The following is a 24,758-nucleotide window of genomic DNA, read 5'->3' as shown; positions in this document are numbered from 1 at the left end:
TCAATAGGCCCGCTTGCGCGGGCCCCTCCGCGACAGTTTAGTCGCCGGTTTTCCAGCCAGTGAACATTTTCTTCACCAAGAAGGGGGTAAGCTTGAGCGAAGCGCTCAGCCACTGGCCGACCCCGGAAGGGAAGACGAAGAGCAAGGCATTCTTGATACCGTTATAGGTGGCCTGATCAAACGGGTACCAGAAGATATTGCGTTTGGACGGCAAAATATCCCAGTTCACTACTTTCGCCTGGGTCATTTCTTCCAAACCTTCCGGACCGTGGGTACGGCCAATGCCCGATTCTTTCCAGCCGCCCCAGGGGGTTTCAGACAAGCCGTGGCTGTAGAGGTGATCATTGAGGGTGGTAACACCCGTCTGCAGCTGTGCGGCGATGGCACGGCCACGTTTGTTATCTTTAGTCCAGACTGAAGAGGTCAGGGCCAGATTTGAATCATTGGCTTTGCGAATGGCCTCTTCTTCATTGGCTACACGCTGCACGGCGATTAAGGGGCCGAAGGTTTCATCACACATGGTGAGCATGTCATCGGTGACCTGGGTGAGCAGAGTGGCAGGGAAGAAGAAGCCGTTTTCCACATTACCCACAGGGCGGGACTGGGCTTCAATGCGAGCGCCTTTGGCCAGTGCGTCTTCCACATGCTGCTGAACCGTACGCAGTTGGCCTGCGGTAGTTAGGCTGCCGATATCCACATCAAAACCGTTGCAACCAATGCCGTGGCGCAGCTGACGGGTTTTCTTGGCCAGCAGATCCACGAACTGATCGTATACGGCATCCACCACATAAACACGCTCCACCCCGCCACAGCTTTGCCCTGCATTTTGGTAGCCGCCCCATGCGGCACCGTTGGTGGCTCTCTCCAGATCTGCATCTTCGAGCACCAGCATCGGATCGTTACCGCCTAGCTCCAGTGAGACGGGAGTCAGCGTTTTAGCTGCTTGAGCCATCAACGTTTTGCCTGCGGCGACCGAGCCGGTAAAGAACAGCTTATCGATGCCATTATCGAAAAAGCCGGTAGCGACCTTTGAACCAGAGCCGACAATGTGCTGAAACAGGCCTTCAGGAAGTTCGCCAGCGGCGACGATTTGCTCAATGGCCCGGCCTACTGCAGGGGTGGCTGCAGCCACTTTTAGCATAATGCCGTTACCGGCCATCAAGGCCATGACGATTTCGCCAAAAGGAATCGATAGGGGGTAGTTCCAAGGGCTGATAATACCTACTACGCCTAACGGTACCCGTAACATATGGGTGCGTTTGTTAAAGAATAAGATGCTGCCTACAGGGCGGTTACGCTCTTTCAGGTAATGCTCAGCATTTTTTGCATACCATTTGCAGGCCAGTGCACAGGGTAATACTTCCGTCGCCAAGGCATCAGTGAGTGTTTTGCCGTTGCTTTCGCTGATGGTACGGGCCAGATCATCGGCGCGGTCGACAATGTAGCTGCGCATCATCTGAATATGGCGAGCCCTTTCCTTAAAAGACTTGGTCGCCCAAATAGCTTGCGCTTGCCGGGCTTTGTCCAGCATTTGTGGCAACGCATCCAGATTGGTTTCGCTCAACTCTGCAACGGCAGTGCCGGTGGCGGGGTTGGTGTCGACCACTACGTTGGCAGTCAATTTCTCTTGTACGGTCATGTGAAGGGGGCTCCATCATGGCGGGTCGCCAGGGCGGCCCGCAGGCGATTAGTGATACAGGGAAGAAGGCCAGAGAAACACAGAGTAGACACGCTGGCTAGAGCTTCTCGACAGTAATTTTAGGCCTTTAAGCGACGGGCTTCTAGCGGCTTGCCGTGCTATTGGCTGAGATATCGTCTGGCTCTACGGTGCGAGCCATGCGTGAGGCCATGCGTTCGAAGGTAAGAGCGATGCGCTCCACCGCGCCAGCAACCAACTCCTGATTTCGCTGTTCCAAATTACCGGCCTGGGCCATGGCGATTTTTAGGCGTTCAGAGTTGTCGCGAAAACGGCTATCGCAATGCCCTTGGGCGCAGGCCTGGTAGGCATCAGCTAGGGATTGCTGCCATTGGGCCGCGCAGGCCAGCAAGGCGGCGGGCGCCTGGGTGTGAATGCGTCCTTGCACCCATAGCGAGACTTGGCCCAAGTTAAGGCCTGTCAGCCCTAGGTCAGTAAAGTGACGTCGTTCTTCGGGCAGTGCCTTGTCGCAGATGGTGAGCCAACGAAGGCGGTCCGCCATACGGGCATTGAAGCCTTCCTCTTTAATACGGTGATGGCCGATTAACGTTAGGTCAGCAGCGGTTTCGCGAATGAGTCGTCGGCGCAGGCTTGCCCCGCTGGGTGGAGTAATTAGCCGAAACATCATGAAGGCAATGACGATGCCGCCGGTGATTGCCAAGCCGTTACTGGCCACCCGGGCCACATCGAAATCCATGGCGTTACCCGGTTGCACCAGAATAATGTAAGGGGTGCAGAACCCCAATCCGTAGGCCAGGGTGGTGGGGTTACTAATGGCCAGTAGTGCTACGAACAGGGGGGCGCCAAGAATAAGGATTAGTAGCGGAAAATCGCCGTTGCTGAGGGCTAGGAGGGGCAAGGTAAAGAATAGGGCAACCGGTGTGGCCAGTACCGAGGTGGTCGCGGCCCGACGTAACACCCGGTCCGGTTCTGGCAGGCGGGCAAAAAGGATGGTGAAGATCACCGGCATGATCATCAGCATGATGGCCATGGGGCTGGCAGTGCCGATCCAGAGGCCGGCGGCAATCATGAATACCAAGGCACTGCGGATACCCACGGCGGCGGCAATTTGTACATCCCGGTAGGGCTTAAGGGCCTGCGGGCGCAGTTGCATTTCTTTGCTGAAATGCAGTGCCCGGTTGGCTTCCAGGGCAAGAATAATGTCGGCGGTCAGGTTTAGGGCTACCTGGAAAAAACGCCGCTGAAGCGGGGGGGCGTCGTCGCTTTGCTCGCTACGAGCGTTTCGCAATTGCTGGCGCAGGTGTTGCACTTCCTCCATGGCGGCTTCGGCGGAATCGGTTTCGCGCATCCGCTTGAAGGAAAGCCGCAGTGAATCGAGCATGTCCTGCAGAGCCGGTGTGAGGAGCTCACTGTGGTTGCGCATCAGGCGACCAATAACGCGTATGCGTGCAATCAGTGACAGCGTCTTGTGACAGATGACGGTGGCGGCCCGTGCGCGGCCCGGGCCCTGAGCACCTTCATACATGACGGCGCTGCTGTCATCACTGAGTGGGAAAATGCGCTGTAGTAGGGTATCTACTTGTGTATGTCGTTGGGTGTGGGTGCCTGTCGGGTTTAGTTCCAGTTCCAGGTAGGCCAGGGTCTGGTTGAGCGCGCCTCTGGCATGTTTTTGCAGCAAGTGACTAACACGGGCTGGCCACAGTAGATTGCTCACTAGGGTCGCACAGACTGCGCCAACAATGATTTCGCTAATCCGGGCATTGGCCACATGAAAAATGCTTACGCTAGAGGTGCTGGTCGGGTTGGCGATGGAAATCACCACAATCAGGGTGGCGGTGATCCCCGCCATGGCAAAACCATAAATAAAATTGGCTTGCCGTACCCAGGCTGAGGCGGCTGCATTGAGGCCGATCCACAGAGTCAGCGCCAATAGTGCAATAAAGGGGTAAGGCAGTAGGGTGGCGAGAATCAGCAGGCCCATGGCCCCGCCCACCAAGGTACCGCCAATCTGGCACAGCCCTTTTTCAATCACTAGCCCGGTTTCCGGGCGGACCTGCAAGAATACCGCAGAAATAAGTGCCCAGTAGGGGCGCTCAAGTTGCATGAGCATGGCCAGATAAAGGGCCAGCCCCATGGCAATAATACCCTTAAGCGCAAAAAGCACGGAGTGGCGCTGCGGTGTCAGGATGACGGCAAGACGAGGAGGCAAGGTCATCACGAAAACGTCACTCTGGCTCTTCGTCATACAGACGCACAGTGGCGGTCATGCCGGCGGCGAGCAGGATATCTTTGGGCACGGATGCCAGTTTGATGTGCACCGGGATACGTTGCGCCAGCCGCACCCAGTTAAAGGTTTGTTGTACTTGGGGGAGTAGTTGGCGGTCGGTTTGGGTGTTGGCGTTGGCGATGGCTTGGCCCACGCTGGTCACTTTCCCCTGCAGGGCACGGGAACCATTCATGAGAATCACTGAGGCGTCCTGGCCCACGTGGACCAACGGTAATTTGGTTTCTTCAAAATAGCCGGTGACATAGAAACTGTCAGCTTTAACCAGGGAGAGCACCGGGCTGCCTTGGTTGACAAAATTGCCTTGTTGAAGCGACAGGTTAACGATGGTGCCGTCGGCGGGGGCATGAATGCGGGTGCGTTCGAGATTGATGCTAGCGCTGTCCAGTTCGGCTTGGGCCAGTGCCACGTTAGCTTTGGCGAGCTCTGCCTGTATGCGTGCGCTTTCTAACGCCTCTTTGCTAATGCTGTTGTTATTACTGCGATGCAAATCCTTGCGACGTTGATAATGATGTTGCGCGAGCTGCAGGGCTTTTTGCTGATAAAGCAGCTGGGCTCGAGCTTTGGCAAGTGCGGCCTGGTAGCGGGTGTCGTCGATACGAAACAATGGGTCGCCTCGACTCACTCTCTGGTTATCTTCAATATTGAGTTCGCGCACCCAGCCAGACACATCAGGGGAGAGTGTGATGATCTCTGCACGTACTTTGCCGTCTCGGGTCCAGGGTGCATAGAGGTAGTAATTCCACACCCAGTGCCCGGCGATCAGGGCCAGAATGACCAGAACCACGGTAAGTAGCATTCGAAGTGTTTGTTGCATGAAGGACCTTATCTCAGTCAGCTCAATAGTCGCAGGGAAAGGGCAACGAAACAGACAAAAAGGGAAAGGTAGAACCAAGCGCCTTTCCAGACCTGGCGGTGCCAGCCTAGTTGTCGAAGTAACAAGTAGGACATGAAGGTAAGAGCCAGTGACAGCAGCACCAGCAATACCATAGGGCTGAACAGCATGCCGCCCACTGGGATTTCATGCAGCCACATGGTGCCTCCCGATCCGTGATAGCGTTTTTATAGTAGGAGCAGTTTGCCTGAATTTGTAGCCTGATGCTGCGCCTGCGTGATAGAGCCGGATTAATGTCAGCCGGCTCTATCACGCAGGTCGCGCATCATTATGGGGCAGGTTTTAGCCAGTGGTCATCAAGTGTTGGAGCAAACGCTGATAGATCTGCGTTAGGGTGTCCAGTTCGCTGATGCTTGTGTGTTCGTCCACCTTGTGAATGGTGGCGTTGGTGGGGCCTAGCTCCACCACCTGGGTGCCGGTGGGGGCGATAAAACGACCATCGCTGGTGCCGCCGGCGGTGGACAGTTCAGTGTCCAACTCGGTGACATCGCGAATCGCACCAACGGCGGCGTCCACCAGAGCTCCTCGATCTGTCAGGAACGGTTGGCCGGAAAGGGTCCATTGCAGATCATAGTCCAGGCCGTGCTTGTCGAGAATTGCTTCGACCCGTTCGCGAAGAATGGCATCGGTGAGTTCGGTGGAAAAACGAAAATTAAAAATGATCTCGCAGGTGCCTGGAATTACATTGGTGGCGCCGGTGCCGCCGTTAATGTTGGAAATTTGAAAACTGGTAGCGGGAAAGAAATCGTTCCCTTGATCCCATTCGGTAGCAGACAATTCTGCAAGCGCTGGCGCCACATCGTGAATCGGGTTGCGGGCCAGATGTGGATAGGCCACGTGCCCTTGAATGCCTTTTACGGTGAGCTTTGCGCCCAGCGAACCACGGCGACCGTTTTTGATCACATCCCCTACGGTGTTGGTGGAAGATGGTTCGCCTACCAGGCAATAATCAATATGCTCTTGGCGAGCTTGCAAGTGTTCTACCACCTTGACGGTGCCGTTAACGGAGGGGCCTTCTTCATCAGCGGTGATTAGGAAAGCCAGGCTACCGTTATGGTCCGGATGAGCGGCGATAAAGTCTTCCATGGCCACTATCATGGCGGCGATGGAACCTTTCATATCGGCAGCCCCTCGTCCATACAGTAAGTCACCTTCTTCGGTGGGTGTGAACGGATCGTATTTCCACGCCGTCACGTCGCCGGTGGGCACCACATCGGTATGACCGGCAAAGGCAAATACAGGCCCTTGGGTTCCGCGACGGGCCCACAGGTTGCGCACTTCCTCGAACCACAGGGTTTCACATTTAAAGCCCAGCACTTCCAGTTTTTCAATTATCCAGGCCTGACAGCCTTGATCCTCCGGTGTCACGGACGCGCGGCGGATGAGTTCTTTAGTGTAGTCGAGGGTACGAGACATGAGATCAGCTCCAAGCCTAAAGCTGCAAGCGACAGACTAGCAAACAGGGGAGAAAGCCTATGTGTAGTTTGAAGCTTGCAGCTGGTCGCTTTTTTAGTTGTGCTTATGCAGCTCTTCGTTCAGGGCGATGGCGCTTTTGTTGGTGAGACATTGCACGGCACCGTTGGTGGTGTTGCGGCGAAACAGCAGGTCGGACTGGCCAGCCAAATCACGTGCTTTGACTGTGTTAACGATCTCGCCCTTGTCGTCCAGCAGTTGCACCTTGGAGCCGGAGGTGATGTACAAGCCTGCTTCAATGGTACAACGATCACCCAAGGGGATGCCGGTACCCGCATTGGCGCCCAGCAGACAGCCTTCGCCTAAAGAGATGATGATGTTGCCACCGCCAGACAGGGTGCCCATGGTGGAGGCGCCACCGCCGATGTCGGAGCCTTTACCTACAAAGACGCCAGCGGAGATGCGGCCTTCGATCATGCCGGGGCCTTCAGTACCCGCGTTAAAGTTAATGAAGCCTTCGTGCATGATGGTGGTGCCTTCGCCCACATAGGCGCCCAAGCGAACCCGGGAGGTATCGGCGATACGGACACCGGCAGGCACCACGTAATCGGTCATTTTCGGGAACTTGTCCACGCTATTTACTTCCAGCACTTTGCCGTTTAGGCGGGCCAAAAGTTGACGCTCAGGGAGTTCTTCCAGATCCACGGCCCCTTCGTTGGTCCAGGCCACGTTGGGTAGTAGCGGGAATATGCCGGACAAGTTAACACCATGGGGTTTTGCTAATCGGTGTGAGATCAAGTGAAGCTTGAGGTAGGCTTCTGGAGTGGTCGCTGGCTCGGCGTCCGTTTCCAATACAGTGAGTACCACCGGGCGATCGGATTCTTGAAATGCCACTGCATAGCTGGCTTCATGTTCAAAGCCGGCTTCACGCCATTCGCGGGCAATGTGCTGAACTTGGCGATGGGTGAGTTCCAGAGCCGCGTTACCGCCCTGGTAGTCTAGTTCTTCACGGATTACGTCAATCAGCTTGTTGTCCGGGTTAAGGCTCGGGTCGGGATAAAAAACTTCAAGCCAGTTGTCTTTACGGTTTTTGGTACCGCAGCCCAGTGCGATGGCGAAATAGTTACTCATTGTTGTCTCCTGACGTCGAGCTGGCTGCCAAATGCATGATGCCGAAAGTCGCTGTTGAGCATCAAGCGTTAGGCAGCCGGCATTATTTCAATATGTCTGTCCACTCGTCGGCGTTGAAACCGGCTGTGATAATGGTGTTGCTTTGAAGAATAGGGCGCTTGATTATGGATGGGTTATCCATCGCCACGGTGATGGCTTTTTCCGTAGTCATGGATTCCTTGGTTGCCGTGTCCAGTTTGCGCCAGGTAGTGCCGCGTTTATTGATGACTATTTCCCAACTCAGGGCTTCCAGCCATTGGCGCAGTCGTTGCTCGGGCACGCCTTCTTTCTTGTAGTCGTGAAAGTGGTAGCTGATGCCGTTATTGTCTAGCCATGTCATGGCTTTTTTCATGGTATCGCAGTTCTTGATACCGAAGATGGTCAGTTCCATGTTCAATCCTTGCTCTAGCAACAAGCGCCAAGCTTCAATGCGAGATACATTGCTGTGAATTTCAGCATTGTCGCCGCGACCTACGGAATTCTTTGTGCGCGGGTAATGCGTAGCAGATCATTCAGCCTTACTCGTGTTTAGCTCGAAGCGAGTGACTTGGCGCTCACAACGTATCGAGCAGTGCCTTGATGCGTTTGGCGCCTTCAATACACTCTTCCAGCGGTGCTACCAGCGCCATGCGAATCCGGTTCTGCCCTGGGTTGTTGCCATCAATAGTGCGTGATAAATAGCGACCGGGAAGCACGGTGACGTTGTATTCAGCCTGCAAGCGTTGGGCGAACTCTTCGTCACTGATGGGCGTTTGAGGCCATAAATAGAATCCGGCTTCCGGGGCGGATACCTTAAGGGGGTCGCCAAGAATGTCCAGTACTGCATCAAACTTTTCCCGGTACAGAGCACGGTTGATTTCTACATGTTCCTCATCGTTCCAGGCGGCAATGCTGGCTAGCTGATGCTGAATGGGCATGGCACAGCCGTGGTAGGTGCGGTAACGCAGAAACTGCTTAAGCACTTCGTTGTCACCAGCGACAAAGCCTGAGCGTAGGCCTGGCAGATTTGACCGTTTCGATAGGGAATGAAAGACCACGCAGCGGCGATAATCATGGCGACCCAGTTCTGCACAAGCTTCCAGTAGTCCAACCGGAGGCGTATCCCGATAGATTTCGGAGTAGCACTCGTCTGACGCAATGACAAAATCGTATTTATCTGCCAGCTGTATCAGGGCTTTGAGTTGGGCTTTACTGAGTGTGGCTCCGGTGGGATTGCCCGGGGTGCAGATGAACAGCAGCTGGGTACGCATCCAGGTGTCTTCACTGACAGCATCGAAATTGGGCTGCAAGCCTGTGGCATCTGTGCACGGCAGGTACATGGGTTCTCCACCGGCGAGAAGCGTAGCCCCTTCGTAGATTTGATAAAAAGGGTTGGGCATCAGCACCAACGGCTGGCGTTGGCGATCGACTACGGCTTGAGTGAAAGAAAAGAGCGCTTCACGGGTGCCGTTGACAGGCAATACCTGGCTACTGGGGGTAATACTTTGTAGGTGGAAACGGCGTTTCAGCCATTCGCCGATAGCTTCACTTAATTGCGGTAAGCCAGCGGTGGTCGGGTAGTTGGATAACCGCGCGGTGCTATCTCTTAGTACCTGTTGCACGAAATCCGGTGACGGGTGTTTGGGTTCCCCGATAGATAAAGCAATGGGTGACTTATCTGATGCGGGCAAGTCGCTGAATAAGGCTTTGAGTTTTTCAAACGGATAGGGGTGCAACCGTTCCAGGTCTGGATTCATAGGGTCAGGTGTTCCCGTTGTTCTTAGCGTCGAGTTCTTGTTTGAGGGTCTGTTGCAGTTCCTGACAGAGTGTCGGGTCGGAGACCGGTTCACCATCAAGATCGGTAATGAAGAAGACGTCTTCGGCGCGTTCGCCCAAGGTGGCAATGCGGGCATTTTGTACCAGGATCTCAAAGCGCATGAAGATGCGCCCGATGTGAGCTAGCAGCCCGGGGCGGTCTAAAGTCTGGATGTCCACGGCGGTACGATCATTGACGATGTCGTTGCTGATCACTACTTGGGTGGGTACATCAAAGTGCTTATTGCGCCGGGGCATGCGGCGGCTAACGGTGGACGCATAACGATCCGGGTACTTCAATGTTTCGGTGAGCGTTTTGCGGATCTGTTCGATGCGTGCCCAGTCCTCGCCAATGGGGGTACCCTGTTCATCCAACACGATATAGGTATCTAAGCTGAAGCCATCCACGCTGGTAATAATGCGCGCGTCCATAATGGTTAGGCCTAGGCTATCTATGGCGTTCACGGTGGCGCTGAACAGGTTGCGGGTGTCCGGAGTGTAAATGAAGATCTGTGATCCCCCAGCCAGTACACTTTGACTGGATTCACGGATCAATACCAACGGATCTTCTGGGTCTTCTCGGTCCAGCAAGGCCTCGGTATGCCAGGCAATATCCCGTGGGGTTTCACGCAGGAAGTATTCGTCACCGATGTTGGCCCATAACGTTTCGATCTCGGGGCCATCGTGATCTCGGTCCGTGAGAAGTCGAAGGGCGGCGTCGCGGGTTTCGTCAATCCAGTCTTGTTTTTCCACCGGGTTATTCAGGCCGCGACGCAGAGCGCGCTTAGTTTCGGTATATAGCTGGCGCAGCAGCGAGGCACGCCATGAGTTCCAGAGCGTGGGGTTGGTGGCGTTAATATCGGCTACGGTAAGCACATAGAGGTAATCTAGGTGAACCAAGTCACCCACCTTTCGGGCGAAATCGTAGACTACGTCGGGATCCGATATATCTTTGCGCTGGGCGGTCACACTCATGGTCAGGTGATTACGCACCAGCCATGCTACGAGCTTGCCGTCCCATGCGGTCAGGCCGTGGCGCTGACAGAAGGCGATGGCGTCATCCGCGCCGAGTTCGGAATGGTCGCCACCACGCCCTTTGGCAATATCATGGTAGAGGCCAGAAGCGTACAACAGTTCTGGTTTGGGTAAACGATAAAACACTTCGCTGGCCAAGGGGAACTCTTCGCGCAGGTCTTCGTAGCGCAACCGACGCATGTTTTTGATCACCAGCAGGGTGTGGGCATCCACTGTGTAAATATGGAAAAGATCGTACTGCATCATGCCGATGATGTTGCCGAATTCCGGCAGGTATTTGCCCAAAATTCCGTAGCGCTTCATGCGCCGCAGTTGTGAGAACAGGGCATGGGGGCTGCGCAGCAGTTGCATAAACAGGTTGGTGTTAGTCGGGTCGTTGCGGAAGGCATCGTTGATCTGGCGGCGGTGGTAGATTAACGCACGTACTGTGGACGCACGAATACCCTTCAGATCCGGGTTTTGGGCCATTAGAACAAATGCTTCCAGCAAGGCGCTGGGGTGTTGCTCAAAGACATCCGAGTTGCTGATTTCCAGATAATCGTTACGTACTTGGAATCGGCGGTTGAGTGGCCGAACTTGCTCTTGAGTATCACTGCGCAGAATCACTTCGTCAAAAAGCTGTAGTAGCATTTCGTTGAGAACGGATAAAGCCAAAGCGACCCGGTAGAAGTCTTTCATGAAATGTTCCACCGCCAGGTTGGCGCTGGAATTTTCGTGACCCAGCCGGTCAGCAAGCTGACGCTGGTGATCGAACAGCAGACGGTTTTCATTGCGCTCGGTTTGTACATGAAGTTGCCAGCGCACTTCCCAAAGGTAGTCCAGGCACTTGCGCAGCACCCCGTACTCTTCAGGGGTAAGGAAACCGTTGCTAACCAAGGCCTCAAGGCTGTCGGTGTTGAAGTGCCGCTTGGCGACCCAGGCAATCATTTGCACGTCACGTAGACCACCGGGGGCGTTTTTCAGATCCGGTTCAAGGTTGTACTCGGTGTCATTAAAACGCTTGTGGCGAGTGGTTTGCTCCTGCCATTTTGCGGCAAAGAAGGCAGCAGAATCCCACATATGTTCTGGGCCGGTACGGTCTTCAAGTTGCTCACGCAGGATATCGTTGCCGGCGAGGGTGCGTGCTTCCATGATGTTGGTGGCAACGGTGATGTCATCTCGGGCAAGGTCCACGCATTCGTCCAAGGTGCGAACTGCATGGCCGATTTCCAGGCCCATATCCCACAGAAATGCCACAAAACGTTCAAGGCTGTCGCGCAGAGCTTGTTCCGGCGCATTGGATAGCAGCACCAGTAGGTCCACATCAGAGCAGGGGTGTAGTTCCCCCCTGCCATAGCCACCTACTGCAACCAGCGCCACGTCGTCACGGTTGGCCAGGCCAAACAGGGACCAGGCGGCGATCATCACCTGATCCACCATGCCTGCTCGGGCCTGTACCAGCTCGGTGATATCGGTGGTCTCGAAGGCTTGGTTCAGCCGTTCCTGGCCCTGGGCCAGGAACTGGCGGGCGTATTGCCCCGGCTGGGCGCTTTCCTGCAAGGCATCAAGCAGGGCGTCTTGGGATATTGCGGGTAGCAGTGACACTTAATAGAGATCCGTTTCTTCGCTGCGAGCGGTGAGCACTTCGTAGCCATCGGCGGTGACCGCGATGGTGTGCTCCCATTGCGCGGAAAGCTTGCGGTCTTTGGTGACCACGGTCCAGGCGTCTGGCAGCAGTTTATTGGCGGCTTTGCCGGCGTTGATCATGGGTTCGATGGTGAACACCATGCCTTCTTGCAATTCAAGACCCGTGCCAGGCTTGCCGTAGTGAACCACCTGGGGCTCTTCATGGAAACCTTCACCAATGCCGTGACCACAGTACTCTCGCACCACGGAGAAACGTTCGCCTTCGGCCATTTTCTGGATCCGGTGACCGATGTCGCCCAGCCGTACGCCCGGCTTGACCATACGAATGCCCGCCATCATGCATTCCCGGGTGGTTTCCACCAGTCGGCGGGCAAGTACGGAGGGCTCACCCACATAAAACATCTTGGAGGTGTCACCATGCCAGCCATCTTTAATGACAGTGACATCAATGTTCACTATATCCCCGGTTTTAAGAGCTTTGCGATCACTGGGAATGCCGTGACAGACCACGTGATTCACGGATGTGCAGACGGACTTAGGGAATGGCATGCGGCCGGGCGCGCCACCGTAGCCTAGGCAGGCGGGAATAGCCTGTTGCTTGTTGACGATATGGTCGTGGCAGAGGCGGTCCAATTCCTCGGTGGTGATCCCCGGTTTAACGTGCTCTGCGATCATTTCCAAGACTTCAGCGGCTAGCTTGCCCGCTTCGCGCATTTTGCTGATTTGTTCGGGGGTTTTTATGACGACATTCATGAGGTTTTGGAAAACTCCTGCTGTTTCAGTGAGTTGGGCGGGGCTTGGGCAAGATGATTTAGGCCGGGCACACACCTTTGCATTGCCTGTGAGGGGCGGCTGTGGTATAAAGCGCGCGCTTTCCCGCTCTGCGTCGGCCAATAGGCGACGGTGTTGCATTGTAACCGCCGATGAGTGGGGAAGGAAATCACACATGCCCCGTCACATAGCCCTGGGTGCCTTCTGGTCTGTAAGTTAGGCCGATTTGGTTGGGTTTATGCGGGGGCGTGGAGGCCTAACCCAAAGTGGAGTACTAACAATGTCTAGCGTAACTATGCGCGATATGCTCAAAGCGGGCGTGCACTTCGGTCACCAAACCCGTTACTGGAACCCGAAGATGAATACTTACATCTTCGGCGCTCGTAACAAGATCCACATCATTAACCTGGAGCAAACTCTGCCCCTGTTCAATGACGCCATGGCGTTCCTGAACAAGCTGGCTGCCAGCAACAACAAGATTTTGTTTGTTGGTACCAAGCGTGCGGCGCAGAAAGCGGTGAGCGAAGAAGCTCAGCGTTGCGGCATGCCCTATGTGGATCACCGTTGGTTGGGCGGCATGCTCACCAACTGGAAAACTATTCGTCAGTCCATTAAGCGTTATCGTGAGCTGGAAGCCCAGTTCCAGGATGGCACTTTTGACAAACTGACTAAGAAAGAAGCCCTGATGCGTAAGCGCGAGATGGATAAGCTCGAGCGTTCCATCGGTGGTATCAAGGATATGGGCGGCCTGCCTGACGCACTTTTCGTGATTGACGTTGATCATGAAGACATCGCATTGCAGGAAGCTCGCAAGCTGGGTATCCCAGTTGTTGCAGTGGTTGATACCAACTCCAACCCGGATGGCGTGGATTACGTTATTCCTGGTAACGACGACGCAATCCGCGCCATTCAGCTGTATGTGAAAGCAGCAGCTGACGTGATTCTGGAAGGCAAGCAGTATGCCCAGAATCAGACCGGCGGCGAGAGCGAATTCGTCGAGGTAGCAGATGAAGCCGCAGGCGAAAAAGCCGAAGGTTAATCTATGGTAGGCGGGCCTCGGGCTCGCCTGCTTTACCGAAACATACCTAATTTTAAGAGGATAATCATGGCTGCTGTAACTGCTGCAATGGTTAAAGAGCTTCGCGAGCGTACTGGTCTTGGCATGATGGAATGCAAGAAGGCGCTGGTAGAGGCAGATGGCGACATCGAAAAAGCCATCGACGATATGCGTAAATCCGGCCAGGCCAAAGCGGCGAAGAAAGCAGGCCGCACCGCCGCCGAAGGCGGTGTTGTAGTTGCTACCAACGACGCGAACACCGTAGCCGTTATGGTAGAGATCAACTCTGAAACTGATTTCGTTGCCCGTGACGACAACTTCCTGGGTTTTTGCGACAAGGTAGCGGCTGCTGCTTTGAGCGCTGGTGAAACTGACGTTGCTAAAATTGGTGAGTTGAAGCTGGAAGACGGCTCCACTGTTGAAGAAGCACGCCAAGCGCTGGTTCAGAAAATCGGTGAAAACATCCAGATCCGTCGTGCTGCCAAGCTAGAAGCGGAAGGCGCTATTGGCGCTTACGTTCACGGTGGCCGTATCGGCGTTCTGATCGCCCTGAAAGGTGGCGATGCCGAGTTGGGTAAAGATGTAGCTATGCATGTGGCTGCCGTTAACCCGATGGTTGTTAGTGGCGATCAGGTTCCTGCTGATGTGCTGGAAAAAGAGAAAGAAATCATCCGTGCTCAGCCCGATATGGAAGGCAAGCCTGCTGAGATCGTTGAAAAAATGCTCGGCGGCCGTATCAACAAGTTCCTGAAGGAAGTGAGCTTGTTGGATCAACCGTTCGTGAAAGATCCGAACACCACTGTTGGTGCGCTGGTTAAAGCGGCTGGCGCCGAGGTTGCCTCTTTTGAGCGACTGGTTGTGGGTGAAGGTATCGAAAAAGAAGAAGTCGATTTCGCTGCTGAAGTAGAAGCTGCGGCCAAGGGCTAAGGCTGATTGGCGGAACTCGATGTGTAAAGGCGCCTTGCTGGTTTGATCAGCAGGGCGTTTTTTTCGCCTGTTAAACGGTGAAAATAGAAAAGCACTTGCAACCATCGTGCGGGGCGGTACTGTGCTATGCAGCATAGGCTCGTGCGTTTGAATGAAGTGGAAGGCCGGTTTGAGCCGGTGTAAGTGATGAGGATGGCAGGTTTTCATGGGTGGCGGTTTCGTATGAGTGGTGGAGAGAAAGAGATGCCGACGAACAAGGAGCGCTCACCGCGCTATAACCGAATCCTGCTCAAGCTGAGCGGGGAAGCACTGGCGGGTGAAGAGGGCTTTGGCATTGATCCGAAGGTTCTGGATGCGATTTCCTTGGAAATTGGTCAGTTGGTTGGGATTGGTGTTCAGGTTGGGCTGGTCGTTGGTGGTGGTAATCTGTTTCGGGGTGCGGCTCTGCAAAGCGCAGGCTTGGACCGGGTAGCCGGCGACCATATGGGTATGCTGGCAACAGTGATGAATGGCCTGGCTCTGCGTGATGCGCTGGAACGTTCTAATATCCGTACGCGTCTCATGTCTGCGATCCCCATGAGTGGGGTGGTTGAGCACTATGATCATCGCAATGCTAATCGTCACCTAAAAAACGGAGAGGTGGTGATTTTTTGCGCAGGAACAGGCAACCCGTTCTTTACTACAGACTCTGCCGCGTGTCTGCGTGGAATCGAGATCAGTGCTGATGTAGTGCTAAAGGCCACCAAGGTGGATGGCGTTTATAATGACGATCCGGTGAAGAACCCGGATGCGGTTAAATATGACGCGTTGACCTATGATGAAGTGTTGGAAAAAAAGCTGGGCGTGATGGATCTGACGGCTATTTGTTTGTGCCGGGATCATTCCATGCCACTGCGTGTCTTTGATATGAACAAGAAGGGTGCCTTGCTTAATCTGATGCTGGGCGGTAAGGAAGGCACTCTGGTAGAGGCCGCACAATAAGTGCAGCTGATACGCTGAATAGAAGCGAGGAAAAACGGTGATTGACGATATTCGCAGTGATGCGCAAAGCCGCATGAAAAAGAGTCTTGAAGCGCTGGATACAGCCATGAAACGGGTGCGTACAGGTCGTGCCCATCCTAGCTTGCTGGACAATATTACCATTGAGTACTACGGTGCCGAGACGCCCCTGAATCAGATGGGGAATATCTCGGTGGAAGAAGGGAGAACGCTGACTATTTCGCCGTTTGATAAGTCCCTGATTCCACAAATTGAGCGTGCCATTTTAATGTCTGATCTGGGCCTTAATCCGTCCACCTCGGGCACTCTTATTCGTTTGCCATTGCCGCCGTTGACTGAGGAAACCCGCCGTGACCTAGTCAAGGTGGTGCGTGCGGAAGCGGAGCAGGCACGTGTGTCCATTCGTAATATTCGTCGTGATGCTAATAGCGATTTGAAAGAATTGCTTAAGGAAAAAGAAATTTCCGAAGACGAGCAGCGCCGTGGGGAAGAGCAAATTCAGCAGCTCACCGACAAAATGGTGGCGGAAGTGGAAGGTGTTCTGAAAGAGAAAGAAGAAGAATTGATGACCGTTTGATCGCTTCGCGCGAGCGGTGATCGAAAGACATCTCGGGCTGCAGGTCAGCCCGTTTCTATTCTTGGCGGATGCAGTATGGCCGACAATCAGCCTCATTCCAGTGCCCCAGATATCGATTCCTATCAAGGTGTTGTGCCCCGTCATGTAGCCATCATCATGGACGGCAATAACCGCTGGGCACGCAAGCATGGTGTTCCGGGTGAGGAGGGGCATCGAGCGGGAGAAGCTACGGTTCAGGCGATTATTCGTCAGGCAGCGCAGCGCGGTCTCGAGGCACTAACACTGTTTGCTTTTAGCTCGGAAAACTGGCGTCGACCGCAGGCGGAAGTGGACCACCTGATGGCGCTGTTCTTGAAGGCGCTGGCTGGCCGTGTTGAAGAGCTTCACAGTCACGAGGTTCGTATTCGCTTTATTGGCGATCGCGGTGCGTTTTCGCAAGGTCTTCAGGATGGCATGACACAAGCGGAAGTCCTGACCGGCAATAACACCAGGATGACGGTGGTTATTGCTGTGAATTACGGCGGGCAGTGGGACATTGCCCATGCGGCCCGCCAGTTGGCTGCAAAAGTGGCAGAAGGTGAGATGGAGGTAGACCAGATAGATGCCGGGGCGATGGCACCCTATCTGTCCATGGCCGACCTGCCACCCCCGGATTTGCTCATTCGCACCGGTGGCGACCAAAGAATAAGTAACTTTTTGTTATGGCAATTGGCCTACAGCGAGCTGTTTTTTTCGCCGTTGCTATGGCCTGATTTTGATGCTGATGCCTTTGATGCAGCGCTACAGGATTATGCTGGTCGCCAACGGCGTTTTGGTCGTTCTGGTGAAGAAGTGGCCAGCTTGAATGGAGAACAATAATGCTAAAACTGCGCGTGATTACCGCGCTGGTGCTGTTGCCGATTGTGTTGGGCGCAGTATTTGGATTAGACCGTCAGATGTTTGCCATTGTGGCTGGCGTTTTTTTTGTTCTGGCGGGCTGGGAGTGGTCAGCCATGATGGGCAACGTCAGCATGGCGATGCGTCTTGTATGGGTTGCAATATTGACCTTGGTAATGGTGGCCGCTGAATATTTTCAGCCAGCATGGTTACTCAATGCAATTCCGGTTTGGTGGTTGCTGGCGCTGGTGCTGGTGCTGGGGTATCCCGGTAATGCTCGTGTTTGGTACCGACCGATGCTTATGGCGTTGGTTGGCTTGCTGCTGCTGGTGCCCTCATGGGGGGCCATTGTACAGTTGCAAAGTAACGGGGCCCTTGGGTTAGTTGGGCCCTGGGCTTTAATGTTCATCCTATTATGGGTGTGGGCGGCGGACACAGGGGCCTATTTTGCTGGCCGAGCGTTTGGAAAACATAAACTGGCACCGCTGGTAAGCCCAGGCAAGACCATTGAAGGTTTGCTGGGCGGGGTTGCTCTGGCCCTGGCGGTGGTGGCGGGTGTCTACGCTGCTGGCCTGCTGGAGGCACAATTGTGGTCTTTGATGCTGGTTGCCCTATTTACGGTATTGGCCTCTGCACTAGGTGATCTGTTTGAAAGCATGGTCAAGCGTGAGCGTGGTTTCAAAGATAGCGGCACCATTCTTCCAGGTCATGGCGGCATGCTCGACCGCATTGACAGTGTCACTGCAGCCATGCCAATTGCTTTGGCTGGGTTTAACTGGTTCGCCCTGCCTGGAGGGAGTTTGTGACACCCTCTGAGAAACCTTCCATTTCGGCCGTTGCTACTGGCAGACAGCGTCTCACCTTGCTGGGCGCCACGGGAAGTATTGGGCAACAAACTCTGGATGTGCTGGTTCGCCACCCGGAGCGTTATGAGGTTTTTGCGGTTACCGCTGGCACGCAATGGCAGGCTATGGCACGGCTTTGCGAAACGGTGCAGCCTCGCTATGCAGCCATGGCTGATGCCACCTCGGCAACGTCCCTTCGGAACCATCTTGCTGGCCTTGGGTCACAAGTAGAGGTTTTATCAGGCCCAGAGGCCTTGGCTGAGCTGGCGGCTCATCCGGATGTTGATACCGTGGTGGCGGGTATTGTGGGTGCCGCGGGTGTGCGTCCCACTTTGGCGGCTGTGGAGGCAGGGAAGCGAGTACTGCTGGCCAACAAAGAAGCTCTGGTGGTCACCGGTTCCCTGTTTATGGATGCAGTGAAGCGCTATGGTGCAACATTGTTGCCACTGGATTCCGAACACAACGCGATTTTCCAGTGCCTGCCCACGGAAGGGGTAAATGCAGGAGTTGAACGTTTATTGTTGACGGCATCGGGTGGCCCGTTCCGCGAGTTCAGCGCTGAGCAGCTGAAAGCGGTTACGCCGGAGCAGGCAATAAAACACCCCAACTGGGATATGGGCCCCAAGATTTCGGTGGACTCCGCCACGCTGATGAATAAGGGGCTGGAGTTTATTGAGGCTTGCTGGCTGTTTGATGTTCCCCCTGCCATGGTGGATGTGGTGGTGCATCCACAGAGTGTGATCCACTCTATGGTCGCTTACCGGGATGGCTCGGTATTGGCCCAGATGGGGACACCTGATATGCGTACTCCCATTGCCTGTGGCTTGTCTTGGCCCGAGCGAGTGGAGTCCGGTGCCCAGCGGTTGGACTTTTCAACGCTGATCGGGCTGAATTTTGAATTGCCGGATCTTGAGAGGTTTCCATGCTTGGGCTTGGCCCGTGATGCCATGGCCGCAGGTGGAACGGCCACGGCGGTGTTAAACGCAGCGAATGAAGAAGCGGTTGCGGCTTTTCTTGACGGCCGGCTCGATTTTATGGGCATTGCGGATGTGGTAGCGCGAACTCTTGATAAACAGGATGCGCCAGCCTGCTGTGATGTGGATGCGGTTATGGAAATTGACCGCCAGGCGCGACAGCTTGCCTGTCACTGGATTAAGGAGCGTGGATGCTGACGTTATTGGCATTCGTCGTCACCATCGTGATCATTGTGGCCTTCCACGAGTGGGGCCACTTTCTTGCCATGCGCGCTTTCGGTGTTCGTGTTCTGACCTTTTCTGTGGGATTTGGCCCGAAAATTCTGCGTTTCACCGATCAAAAAGGCACTGAGTGGGTGATCAGCGCGATTCCTCTTGGCGGCTATGTGAAGCCGCTGGATGTGCGCGAAGATGAAACGGCACAGGGAGCGCCTGGCGAGTTTTCTAGTAAACCCGCTTGGCAGCGGGTGATTACCTACGCTGCCGGGCCGGTGTTTAACTTTATTCTCGCCATATTTATTTACTGGGTGTTGATGTTTGGCTATGGCCAGCGCGGGTTGGAGGCTGTTGTCGGCCCAGTAACCCCAGATTCCGTGGCCGAGCAGGCGGGTTTTTTACCCGGTGATCGCATCGTGGCGGTGGGTGACACTGAACTTGAAGGCTGGCGGGCGTTTTATAACGAATTGATTTTGCATTTGGGTGAGCCGGATACCTTGTCGATCACGGTGCAGCAAGTGGGTGGCGGGTCCGCGATCCGTGAGCTGGATACTTCGCCATGGTCTGCGGATCTGGACATGCCGCCGCTGGAGGCCTTGGGGCTGAACCAGGCGGTGGTGATTGGCGATGTTCAGGCCGACAGCCCGGCGCAGCAGGCGGGGCTGACTGGCGGCGATCAGGTGTTGACGTTGAATGGTGAGCCCGTTTTCAGCTGGCACCAGTGGCAGGAAAGTATCATGGCAGCACCAGGAGAACCCCTGACGGTGGAGCTGCTGAGAGGAACCCGTAAGGAGACGCTTCAAATTGTCCCGGCCACGCTGACCGAAAATGGTGAGACCTTTGGCCGCATTGGTGTCGGCCTGGGCGGTGTTTATCAACAAGAGTTCGGTGTGTTCAGTGCCGTCGGGGCTGCCGGTGGGCGTTTTGTCGAGCAGGTCCAAGTGGTGGGCGCCAGCTTGGTAAAGCTGATTACCGGTAAACTCTCTCTGGATAATTTGGGTGGGCCTATTACCATCGCCCAAGTGGCCGGTGAAAGTGCCTCTATGGGCCTAGCCAGTTTCTTGGCTTTGCTGGCTTACCTCAGTATTACGCTGGGGGTAATTAACCTTCTTCCTGTACCAATGCTTGATGGCGGCTGGATTTTCTTTGGAATCATTGAAATGATTCGCGGTCGCAGTTTACCGGAGCGGTTCTTGATGGCCGCACAAGGTGCTGGGCTGACGCTCGTGGTCAGCTTCATGTTATTGGCCATTTACAACGACTTGGTGAAGCAGTTTTCATGAAATTTGGGGACATTCTAAGCCGCCTCCTGAAAGGCTCGCTAGTGGTTTTTTGCCTGTTGGCAGCTCCACTGCTAAATGGGGACACACAACTACCGTTCAAGGTTCATGACATACGGGTGGAAGGCCTCCAGCGCTTGCCCGTGGAACGGGTCTATGCTTCGTTGCCGATTCAGGCTGGCGACACTGTGACTCGTGATCAGGTTGTTGACGCGGTGCAACGTCTGTTTGCCTCTGGCAATTTTGAAGATGTACAACTGGGTCGCGATGGTGATGATCTGGTGGTAATTGTTGCCGAACGCCCGAGTATTGCGCGTATCGAACTATCCGGTAACAAATCCATTGACGAAGAGAATCTGCGCAAGGGATTGACCGAAGCCGGTTTGGCGGAAGGTGAAGTGTTCCAGCGCTCTACCCTGGAGGCCATTGCCGGCGAACTGGAACGCCAGTATGTCAGTCAGGGCCGTTACGGCGCGGATATCAAGACCGAGTTTGTGGCGTTGCCCCGTAACCGTGTAGCTTTGAAGATCGAAATTTACGAAGGCAAAGCTGCACGTATTCGTAATATCAACATCGTGGGCAACGAGTTGTTTGATGATGAGGTATTGCTTGACAGTTTCGAGCTGCACTCCTCGGGATTCTGGTCTTTCATCAAGGGCGATGACAAATACTCCCGGGAAAAGTTGGGCGGCGATTTAGAGCGTCTGCGTTCCTATTATCTAGACCGTGGTTACATTAATTTCTCCATTGAATCGACACAGGTGTCGGTGACACCTGATCGCCGTAGTGTTTTCATTACCGTCAACGTGGCGGAAGGTGAGCAATACACGGTCAACGAGGTGAAGTTGGCTGGCGACTTAGTGGTGAATGAAAACCAGCTGAAGCCGCTATTAATCGTCAAGAAAGGGCAGGTGTTCAGTCAACAGTTAGTGACCTATACCAACGATTTAATCAAGCGCCGCTTGGGTAATGAAGGCTACACGTTTGCTGAGGTGAATGGCCGAGAGCACAATGCCAATGACAAAGACCACACGGTAGATGTGACGTTTTACGTGGACCCAGGCCGTAAAGTTTATGTCCGCCGCATCAATTTCAGTGGTAATACCAAAACTTCCGATGAAGTGTTACGCCGTGAGTTGCGTCAGTTCGAACAGGCGCCGGCGAACACCTCTCTGGTGGACTTATCCCGCCAACGTTTGCAGCGTTTGGGCTATTTCAGCGTAGTTGAAACTGATACTCCGCGGGTGCCTAATTCCGATGACCTGGTTGATGTGAATTACAGCGTACAAGAGCAGCCTTCGGGTTCTATTGGCGCCAATGTGGGCTTCTCCGATGCCTCTGGGTTTATCTTCGGCGCCAACGTAACCCAAAATAACTGGCGCGGCAGCGGTAACCGGGTGTCATTTGCGTTGAGTCGTTCCGATATTCGCGATTCGTACAGTTTTTCCCATTACAACCCGTACTATACGTTGGATGGGGTAAGCCGTGGTTTTAGCATGTTTTACTCAAAGATTGACTTTGATGAAACCTCAGTGGCTTCTTATGCGGCAGACCGTTTGGGCTGGTCGGTGACATTCGGTTATCCGATATCGGAGTATTCACGCTTGAACTTTGGCGCTACCTACGAGAAAACGAATATTAGCACCGGCGATTATGTCGCCGTGGATATTGATCGATTCCTGATGGAGAAAGGCGACGAGTTCAACGAATATAAAGCCAACGTGTCCTTGCAAACTAGCACCCTGAACCGAGGTATTCTTCCTGATCGCGGCTGGTCTAGTAGCATTGGTGTTGAGGTGGCGGCTCCGGTTTCCGATTATAGTTTTTACAAGGTTAATTGGAACGGGCAGAAATATTTTCCCATTACCCAGCGGTGGACCCTGCGCACTCGTGCCGACTTGGCCTACGGTGATGGCTATGGTGACGACATTGCGTTGCCGTTCTTCGAGAACTACTATTCCGGCGGTATTGGTTCGGTGCGGGGTTATGAGTCTCGGTCCCTGGGACCTCGTTCCGAGGCGTTGAGTTATTATAAAAGTGGCACCACGGACCCTAATCCGGATCCGATTGGCGGCAACTTTCTTACCGAAGCCAGCATGGAGTTGATTTTCCCGACGCCCTTCGCAGGGGAGTCGCGAAGCGTGAGGACCTTCCTGTTCGTGGATGCTGGGACCGTATATGAAACCGAGCGGGCCGATATTTTTGAAGATTTTGAATCGCAGGATATCCGGAGTTCCGTCGGTCTCGGATTGACGTGGTTGACGGCTATTGGCCCGCTTAGCTTCAACTTGGCGAAAGCGCTGGATGACCAGCCTGGCGATGACACGGAAGTATTCCAATTTTCTTTGGGTCAGACTTTTTAGGAGTTTAATAATGGTGAAAAAAACACTGGTAGCATTGGCACTGTTTTTGCCCTCACTGGCTATGGCTGAGGCTTCTGTTGGGGTTCTTGACCCGATTGCTGCGTTACAATCGTCAAATAATGTGAAGACGAGAATGTCCTCACTGGAGAATGAGCTGTCTGGGGACGAGCAAAAGCTCAATCGCTTGCAAAACGATGTGGGGAAGCTGCAACAAAAACTGCAAAAAGAAGCCATGACCATGTCCGCGGATGAACAAGATACGCTGAAGACTCAGGGTCAGCAGAAAATGCTCGAAATTCAAAGCCTGCAACGCAAACTGCAAAAGCGTGCTAGCGAAGCACAACGCGAAATTCTGTCAGAAATGCAGCCTAAGCTTAAAAAGGCCATAGAGTCTGTGGCTAAACGTGAAAAGCTGGATGTAGTGCTCAATGCCCAAGCTGTGATGTACACCAAGCCGGATCTAGATATTACTGAAGCGGTGGGCAAGCAACTGAACAGTATGAAATAATGTTGACTCTCGGTGAGTTAGCAAAAAAACTGGATGCGGAGTTGATCGGTGAGGCCAGCCATGTTGTGGACGGTTTGGGAACAATCCAGTCCGCAGGGCCAAGCCAACTGACTTTTCTTGCCAACCCCCGTTATCGGTCATTCTTGGAACAGACTAATGCGGGTGCGGTGCTAATTCCTGAGTCCCAGCGGGAATTTTGTCCGGTGCCGGCATTGATTGTTAAAGACCCATACTTGTCTTTTGCCAAAGCCAGTGCGTTTTTTGAAGTGGCACCGCAAGTGCAGCCGGGTGTGCATCCTGCTGCGGTTGTGGATGCGACGGCACAGATTCACACCTCTGCGTCCATTGGCCCGAATGCGGTGGTGGAAGCGGGTGTGATAGTGGGAGAGGGCGCCGTAATCATGGCCAACAGCGTGGTTGGTGCCGGCTCTCATATCGGTGATCAGTGTCGAATTTGGCCAAATGTTACAATTTACCATGGTGTGACACTGGGTCCACGCACTACTATACACGCCAATTGCGTAATCGGTGGTGATGGTTTTGGCTTCGCCTTCAATGGCGCCGGTTGGACCAAACTTCATCAAGTCGGTGGCGTTACCATCGGTGCAGATGTGGAAATCGGTGCTGGCACGACAGTTGATCGTGGTGCCATTGAAGATACCATCATTGGTGACGGTGTGATTCTGGATAATCAGATCCAGGTGGCCCATAACGTTGTCATCGGTGATCACACGGCTATCGCTGGGAAAGCGGGTATTGCGGGCTCAGCCAAAATAGGTTCTTTCTGCCTGATAGGTGGGGCCGCTGGTATAGCTGGCCACATCGAAGTATGTGACAAGGTGCAAATTCTGGCCATGTCCTTGGTCTCCAGCTCTATCAAAGAACCGGGTACATACGGTTCTGCTCTGCCTGTGGATAGCCAATCTCGCTATCGCAGGAATGTGGCGCGTTTCCGAAATCTGGATGATTTGGCCCGCCGTGTACGCAAGCTCGAGCGTTTAAGCGACTAATTTCCGCATGTTGCGGTACTTGCCTGTTTGGAACACATGATGATGGACATTAAAGAGGTCAGGGAATATCTGCCCCATCGTTACCCCTTTCTGTTAATTGACCGGGTGCTAAATATTGAGCCCGGAAAACGTATCGAAGCGTTAAAAAACGTGACGATCAACGAGCCATTTTTTAATGGCCATTTTCCTGAAGAGCCTATCATGCCCGGTGTGTTGATCATCGAAGCCATGGCGCAGGCTGCAGGTATTTTGGGGTTCGTGACGGAGAATAAAAAGCCCTCCGATGGTTATATCTATCTACTTGTGGGTACCGACAAGGCACGCTTTAAGCGCCAGGTAGTGCCGGGAGATACTCTGCATTTGTTCGCCGAGTATGTGGTGATTAAACGTAATATTATAAAATTCACCTGTGAAGCGCAGGTAGACGGTAAAACTGTGGCCAGTGCAGAAATGCTCGTGGCTGAACAGAAAGTCTAGTCCA

The 24,758-nt window shown here is 54.1% G+C and carries 22 protein-coding genes; 12 read left to right on the top strand and 10 right to left on the bottom strand.

Annotation, left to right across the window (positions count from 1 at the left end):
- Positions 1-37 precede the first annotated feature (37 nt).
- From Y017_RS01245 to map, 10 genes are all read right to left on the bottom strand, one after another.
- A complete protein-coding gene (locus tag Y017_RS01245) occupies positions 38-1,639 on the bottom strand; it encodes an aldehyde dehydrogenase family protein (RefSeq protein ID WP_035458363.1) in 1,602 nt (533 codons plus the stop codon).
- A 142-nt stretch (positions 1,640-1,781) separates the two neighbouring features.
- Entirely contained in the window at positions 1,782-3,902 is a 2,121-nt protein-coding gene (locus Y017_RS01240; RefSeq protein WP_011588418.1) for an FUSC family protein, read from the bottom strand.
- Positions 3,883-4,758, bottom strand: a complete 876-nt coding sequence (locus tag Y017_RS01235) for an HlyD family secretion protein (protein ID WP_011588419.1) — start codon at positions 4,756-4,758, stop codon at positions 3,883-3,885. Before Y017_RS01235 ends, Y017_RS01240 begins: the two co-directional genes overlap by 20 nt.
- 17 nt (positions 4,759-4,775) lie before the next feature.
- Entirely contained in the window at positions 4,776-4,976 is a 201-nt protein-coding gene (locus Y017_RS01230; RefSeq protein ID WP_035458361.1) for a DUF1656 domain-containing protein, read from the bottom strand.
- Positions 4,977-5,118: 142 nt separating this feature from the next.
- Entirely contained in the window at positions 5,119-6,252 is a 1,134-nt protein-coding gene (gene dapE / locus Y017_RS01225; RefSeq protein ID WP_011588420.1) for a succinyl-diaminopimelate desuccinylase, read from the bottom strand.
- 93 nt (positions 6,253-6,345) lie between these two features.
- Positions 6,346-7,380: a 2,3,4,5-tetrahydropyridine-2,6-dicarboxylate N-succinyltransferase gene (gene dapD, locus Y017_RS01220; RefSeq protein WP_011588421.1), complete on the bottom strand. Its 1,035-nt coding sequence runs from the start codon at positions 7,378-7,380 to the stop codon at positions 6,346-6,348.
- A gap of 82 nt (positions 7,381-7,462) precedes the next feature.
- Positions 7,463-7,810 carry an ArsC family reductase gene (locus Y017_RS01215; protein ID WP_051428669.1) on the bottom strand — a complete coding sequence of 116 codons (348 nt, stop codon included), beginning with the start codon at positions 7,808-7,810 and terminating at the stop codon, positions 7,463-7,465.
- 163 nt (positions 7,811-7,973) lie between these two features.
- Positions 7,974-9,155, bottom strand: a complete 1,182-nt coding sequence (gene dapC, locus Y017_RS01210) for a succinyldiaminopimelate transaminase (protein WP_035458357.1) — start codon at positions 9,153-9,155, stop codon at positions 7,974-7,976.
- Between the two features lie 4 nt (positions 9,156-9,159).
- Complete coding sequence (locus tag Y017_RS01205; RefSeq protein WP_035458356.1) at positions 9,160-11,832, bottom strand: [protein-PII] uridylyltransferase; 2,673 nt, start codon at positions 11,830-11,832, stop codon at positions 9,160-9,162.
- Positions 11,833-12,735 (bottom strand): type I methionyl aminopeptidase, encoded by a 903-nt coding sequence (gene map, locus Y017_RS01200; RefSeq protein WP_369751960.1) that lies wholly within the window; start codon positions 12,733-12,735, stop codon positions 11,833-11,835.
- Between the two features lie 190 nt (positions 12,736-12,925).
- On the opposite strand from map, the gene rpsB reads away from it, so the two are divergent.
- From rpsB to fabZ, 12 genes are all read left to right on the top strand, one after another.
- Positions 12,926-13,684 (top strand): 30S ribosomal protein S2, encoded by a 759-nt coding sequence (rpsB, locus tag Y017_RS01195; protein ID WP_011588426.1) that lies wholly within the window; start codon positions 12,926-12,928, stop codon positions 13,682-13,684.
- 66 nt (positions 13,685-13,750) lie between these two features.
- Positions 13,751-14,629 (top strand): translation elongation factor Ts, encoded by an 879-nt coding sequence (gene tsf, locus Y017_RS01190; protein ID WP_035458349.1) that lies wholly within the window; start codon positions 13,751-13,753, stop codon positions 14,627-14,629.
- Between the two features lie 243 nt (positions 14,630-14,872).
- On the top strand, positions 14,873-15,610 hold the full coding sequence (gene pyrH, locus Y017_RS01185) for a UMP kinase (protein ID WP_035458348.1): 738 nt from the start codon (positions 14,873-14,875) through the stop codon (positions 15,608-15,610).
- A gap of 37 nt (positions 15,611-15,647) precedes the next feature.
- A complete protein-coding gene (frr, locus tag Y017_RS01180) occupies positions 15,648-16,205 on the top strand; it encodes a ribosome recycling factor (RefSeq protein WP_011588429.1) in 558 nt (185 codons plus the stop codon).
- Positions 16,206-16,280: 75 nt separating this feature from the next.
- A complete protein-coding gene (gene uppS, locus Y017_RS01175; protein WP_011588430.1) occupies positions 16,281-17,063 on the top strand; it encodes a polyprenyl diphosphate synthase in 783 nt (260 codons plus the stop codon).
- Complete coding sequence (locus Y017_RS01170; RefSeq protein WP_035458346.1) at positions 17,063-17,887, top strand: phosphatidate cytidylyltransferase; 825 nt, start codon at positions 17,063-17,065, stop codon at positions 17,885-17,887. The genes uppS and Y017_RS01170 overlap by 1 nt, the downstream gene beginning before the upstream one ends.
- Positions 17,884-19,098 (top strand): 1-deoxy-D-xylulose-5-phosphate reductoisomerase, encoded by a 1,215-nt coding sequence (gene ispC / locus Y017_RS01165; RefSeq protein WP_011588432.1) that lies wholly within the window; start codon positions 17,884-17,886, stop codon positions 19,096-19,098. Before Y017_RS01170 ends, ispC begins: the two co-directional genes overlap by 4 nt.
- Positions 19,092-20,399: an RIP metalloprotease RseP gene (gene rseP / locus Y017_RS01160; protein WP_035458341.1), complete on the top strand. Its 1,308-nt coding sequence runs from the start codon at positions 19,092-19,094 to the stop codon at positions 20,397-20,399. The genes ispC and rseP overlap by 7 nt, the downstream gene beginning before the upstream one ends.
- Complete coding sequence (bamA, locus tag Y017_RS01155; protein WP_035458340.1) at positions 20,396-22,759, top strand: outer membrane protein assembly factor BamA; 2,364 nt, start codon at positions 20,396-20,398, stop codon at positions 22,757-22,759. The genes rseP and bamA overlap by 4 nt, the downstream gene beginning before the upstream one ends.
- A 10-nt stretch (positions 22,760-22,769) precedes the next feature.
- Positions 22,770-23,267, top strand: coding sequence for an OmpH family outer membrane protein (locus Y017_RS01150; protein WP_011588435.1), 498 nt, complete (start codon positions 22,770-22,772; stop codon positions 23,265-23,267).
- Positions 23,267-24,277, top strand: a complete 1,011-nt coding sequence (gene lpxD / locus Y017_RS01145; RefSeq protein WP_035458336.1) for a UDP-3-O-(3-hydroxymyristoyl)glucosamine N-acyltransferase — start codon at positions 23,267-23,269, stop codon at positions 24,275-24,277. Before Y017_RS01150 ends, lpxD begins: the two co-directional genes overlap by 1 nt.
- A gap of 36 nt (positions 24,278-24,313) precedes the next feature.
- A complete protein-coding gene (fabZ, locus tag Y017_RS01140; RefSeq protein ID WP_231483326.1) occupies positions 24,314-24,754 on the top strand; it encodes a 3-hydroxyacyl-ACP dehydratase FabZ in 441 nt (146 codons plus the stop codon).
- Positions 24,755-24,758 lie beyond the last annotated feature (4 nt).

This window comes from Alcanivorax sp. 97CO-5, from assembly GCF_000524665.1.
Taxonomy (GTDB): domain Bacteria; phylum Pseudomonadota; class Gammaproteobacteria; order Pseudomonadales; family Alcanivoracaceae; genus Alcanivorax; species Alcanivorax borkumensis.
This window is presented reverse-complemented; position numbering and strand designations above follow the sequence as displayed.

Bases quoted from the DNA above. Each gene is read 5' to 3' on its own strand.
- Y017_RS01245 (WP_035458363.1), bottom strand. From the start codon at position 1,639: ATGACCGTACAAGAGAAATTGACTGCCAACGTAGTGGTCGACACCAAC.
- Y017_RS01240 (WP_011588418.1), bottom strand. From the start codon at position 3,902: ATGACGAAGAGCCAGAGTGACGTTTTCGTGATGACCTTGCCTCCTCGT.
- Y017_RS01235 (WP_011588419.1), bottom strand. From the start codon at position 4,758: ATGCAACAAACACTTCGAATGCTACTTACCGTGGTTCTGGTCATTCTG.
- Y017_RS01230 (WP_035458361.1), bottom strand. From the start codon at position 4,976: ATGTGGCTGCATGAAATCCCAGTGGGCGGCATGCTGTTCAGCCCTATG.
- dapE (WP_011588420.1), bottom strand. From the start codon at position 6,252: ATGTCTCGTACCCTCGACTACACTAAAGAACTCATCCGCCGCGCGTCC.
- dapD (WP_011588421.1), bottom strand. From the start codon at position 7,380: ATGAGTAACTATTTCGCCATCGCACTGGGCTGCGGTACCAAAAACCGT.
- Y017_RS01215 (WP_051428669.1), bottom strand. From the start codon at position 7,810: ATGGAACTGACCATCTTCGGTATCAAGAACTGCGATACCATGAAAAAA.
- dapC (WP_035458357.1), bottom strand. From the start codon at position 9,155: ATGAATCCAGACCTGGAACGGTTGCACCCCTATCCGTTTGAAAAACTC.
- rpsB (WP_011588426.1), top strand. From the start codon at position 12,926: ATGTCTAGCGTAACTATGCGCGATATGCTCAAAGCGGGCGTGCACTTC.
- tsf (WP_035458349.1), top strand. From the start codon at position 13,751: ATGGCTGCTGTAACTGCTGCAATGGTTAAAGAGCTTCGCGAGCGTACT.
- pyrH (WP_035458348.1), top strand. From the start codon at position 14,873: ATGCCGACGAACAAGGAGCGCTCACCGCGCTATAACCGAATCCTGCTC.
- uppS (WP_011588430.1), top strand. From the start codon at position 16,281: ATGGCCGACAATCAGCCTCATTCCAGTGCCCCAGATATCGATTCCTAT.
- Y017_RS01170 (WP_035458346.1), top strand. From the start codon at position 17,063: ATGCTAAAACTGCGCGTGATTACCGCGCTGGTGCTGTTGCCGATTGTG.
- rseP (WP_035458341.1), top strand. From the start codon at position 19,092: ATGCTGACGTTATTGGCATTCGTCGTCACCATCGTGATCATTGTGGCC.
- bamA (WP_035458340.1), top strand. From the start codon at position 20,396: ATGAAATTTGGGGACATTCTAAGCCGCCTCCTGAAAGGCTCGCTAGTG.
- Y017_RS01150 (WP_011588435.1), top strand. From the start codon at position 22,770: ATGGTGAAAAAAACACTGGTAGCATTGGCACTGTTTTTGCCCTCACTG.
- lpxD (WP_035458336.1), top strand. From the start codon at position 23,267: ATGTTGACTCTCGGTGAGTTAGCAAAAAAACTGGATGCGGAGTTGATC.
- fabZ (WP_231483326.1), top strand. From the start codon at position 24,314: ATGATGATGGACATTAAAGAGGTCAGGGAATATCTGCCCCATCGTTAC.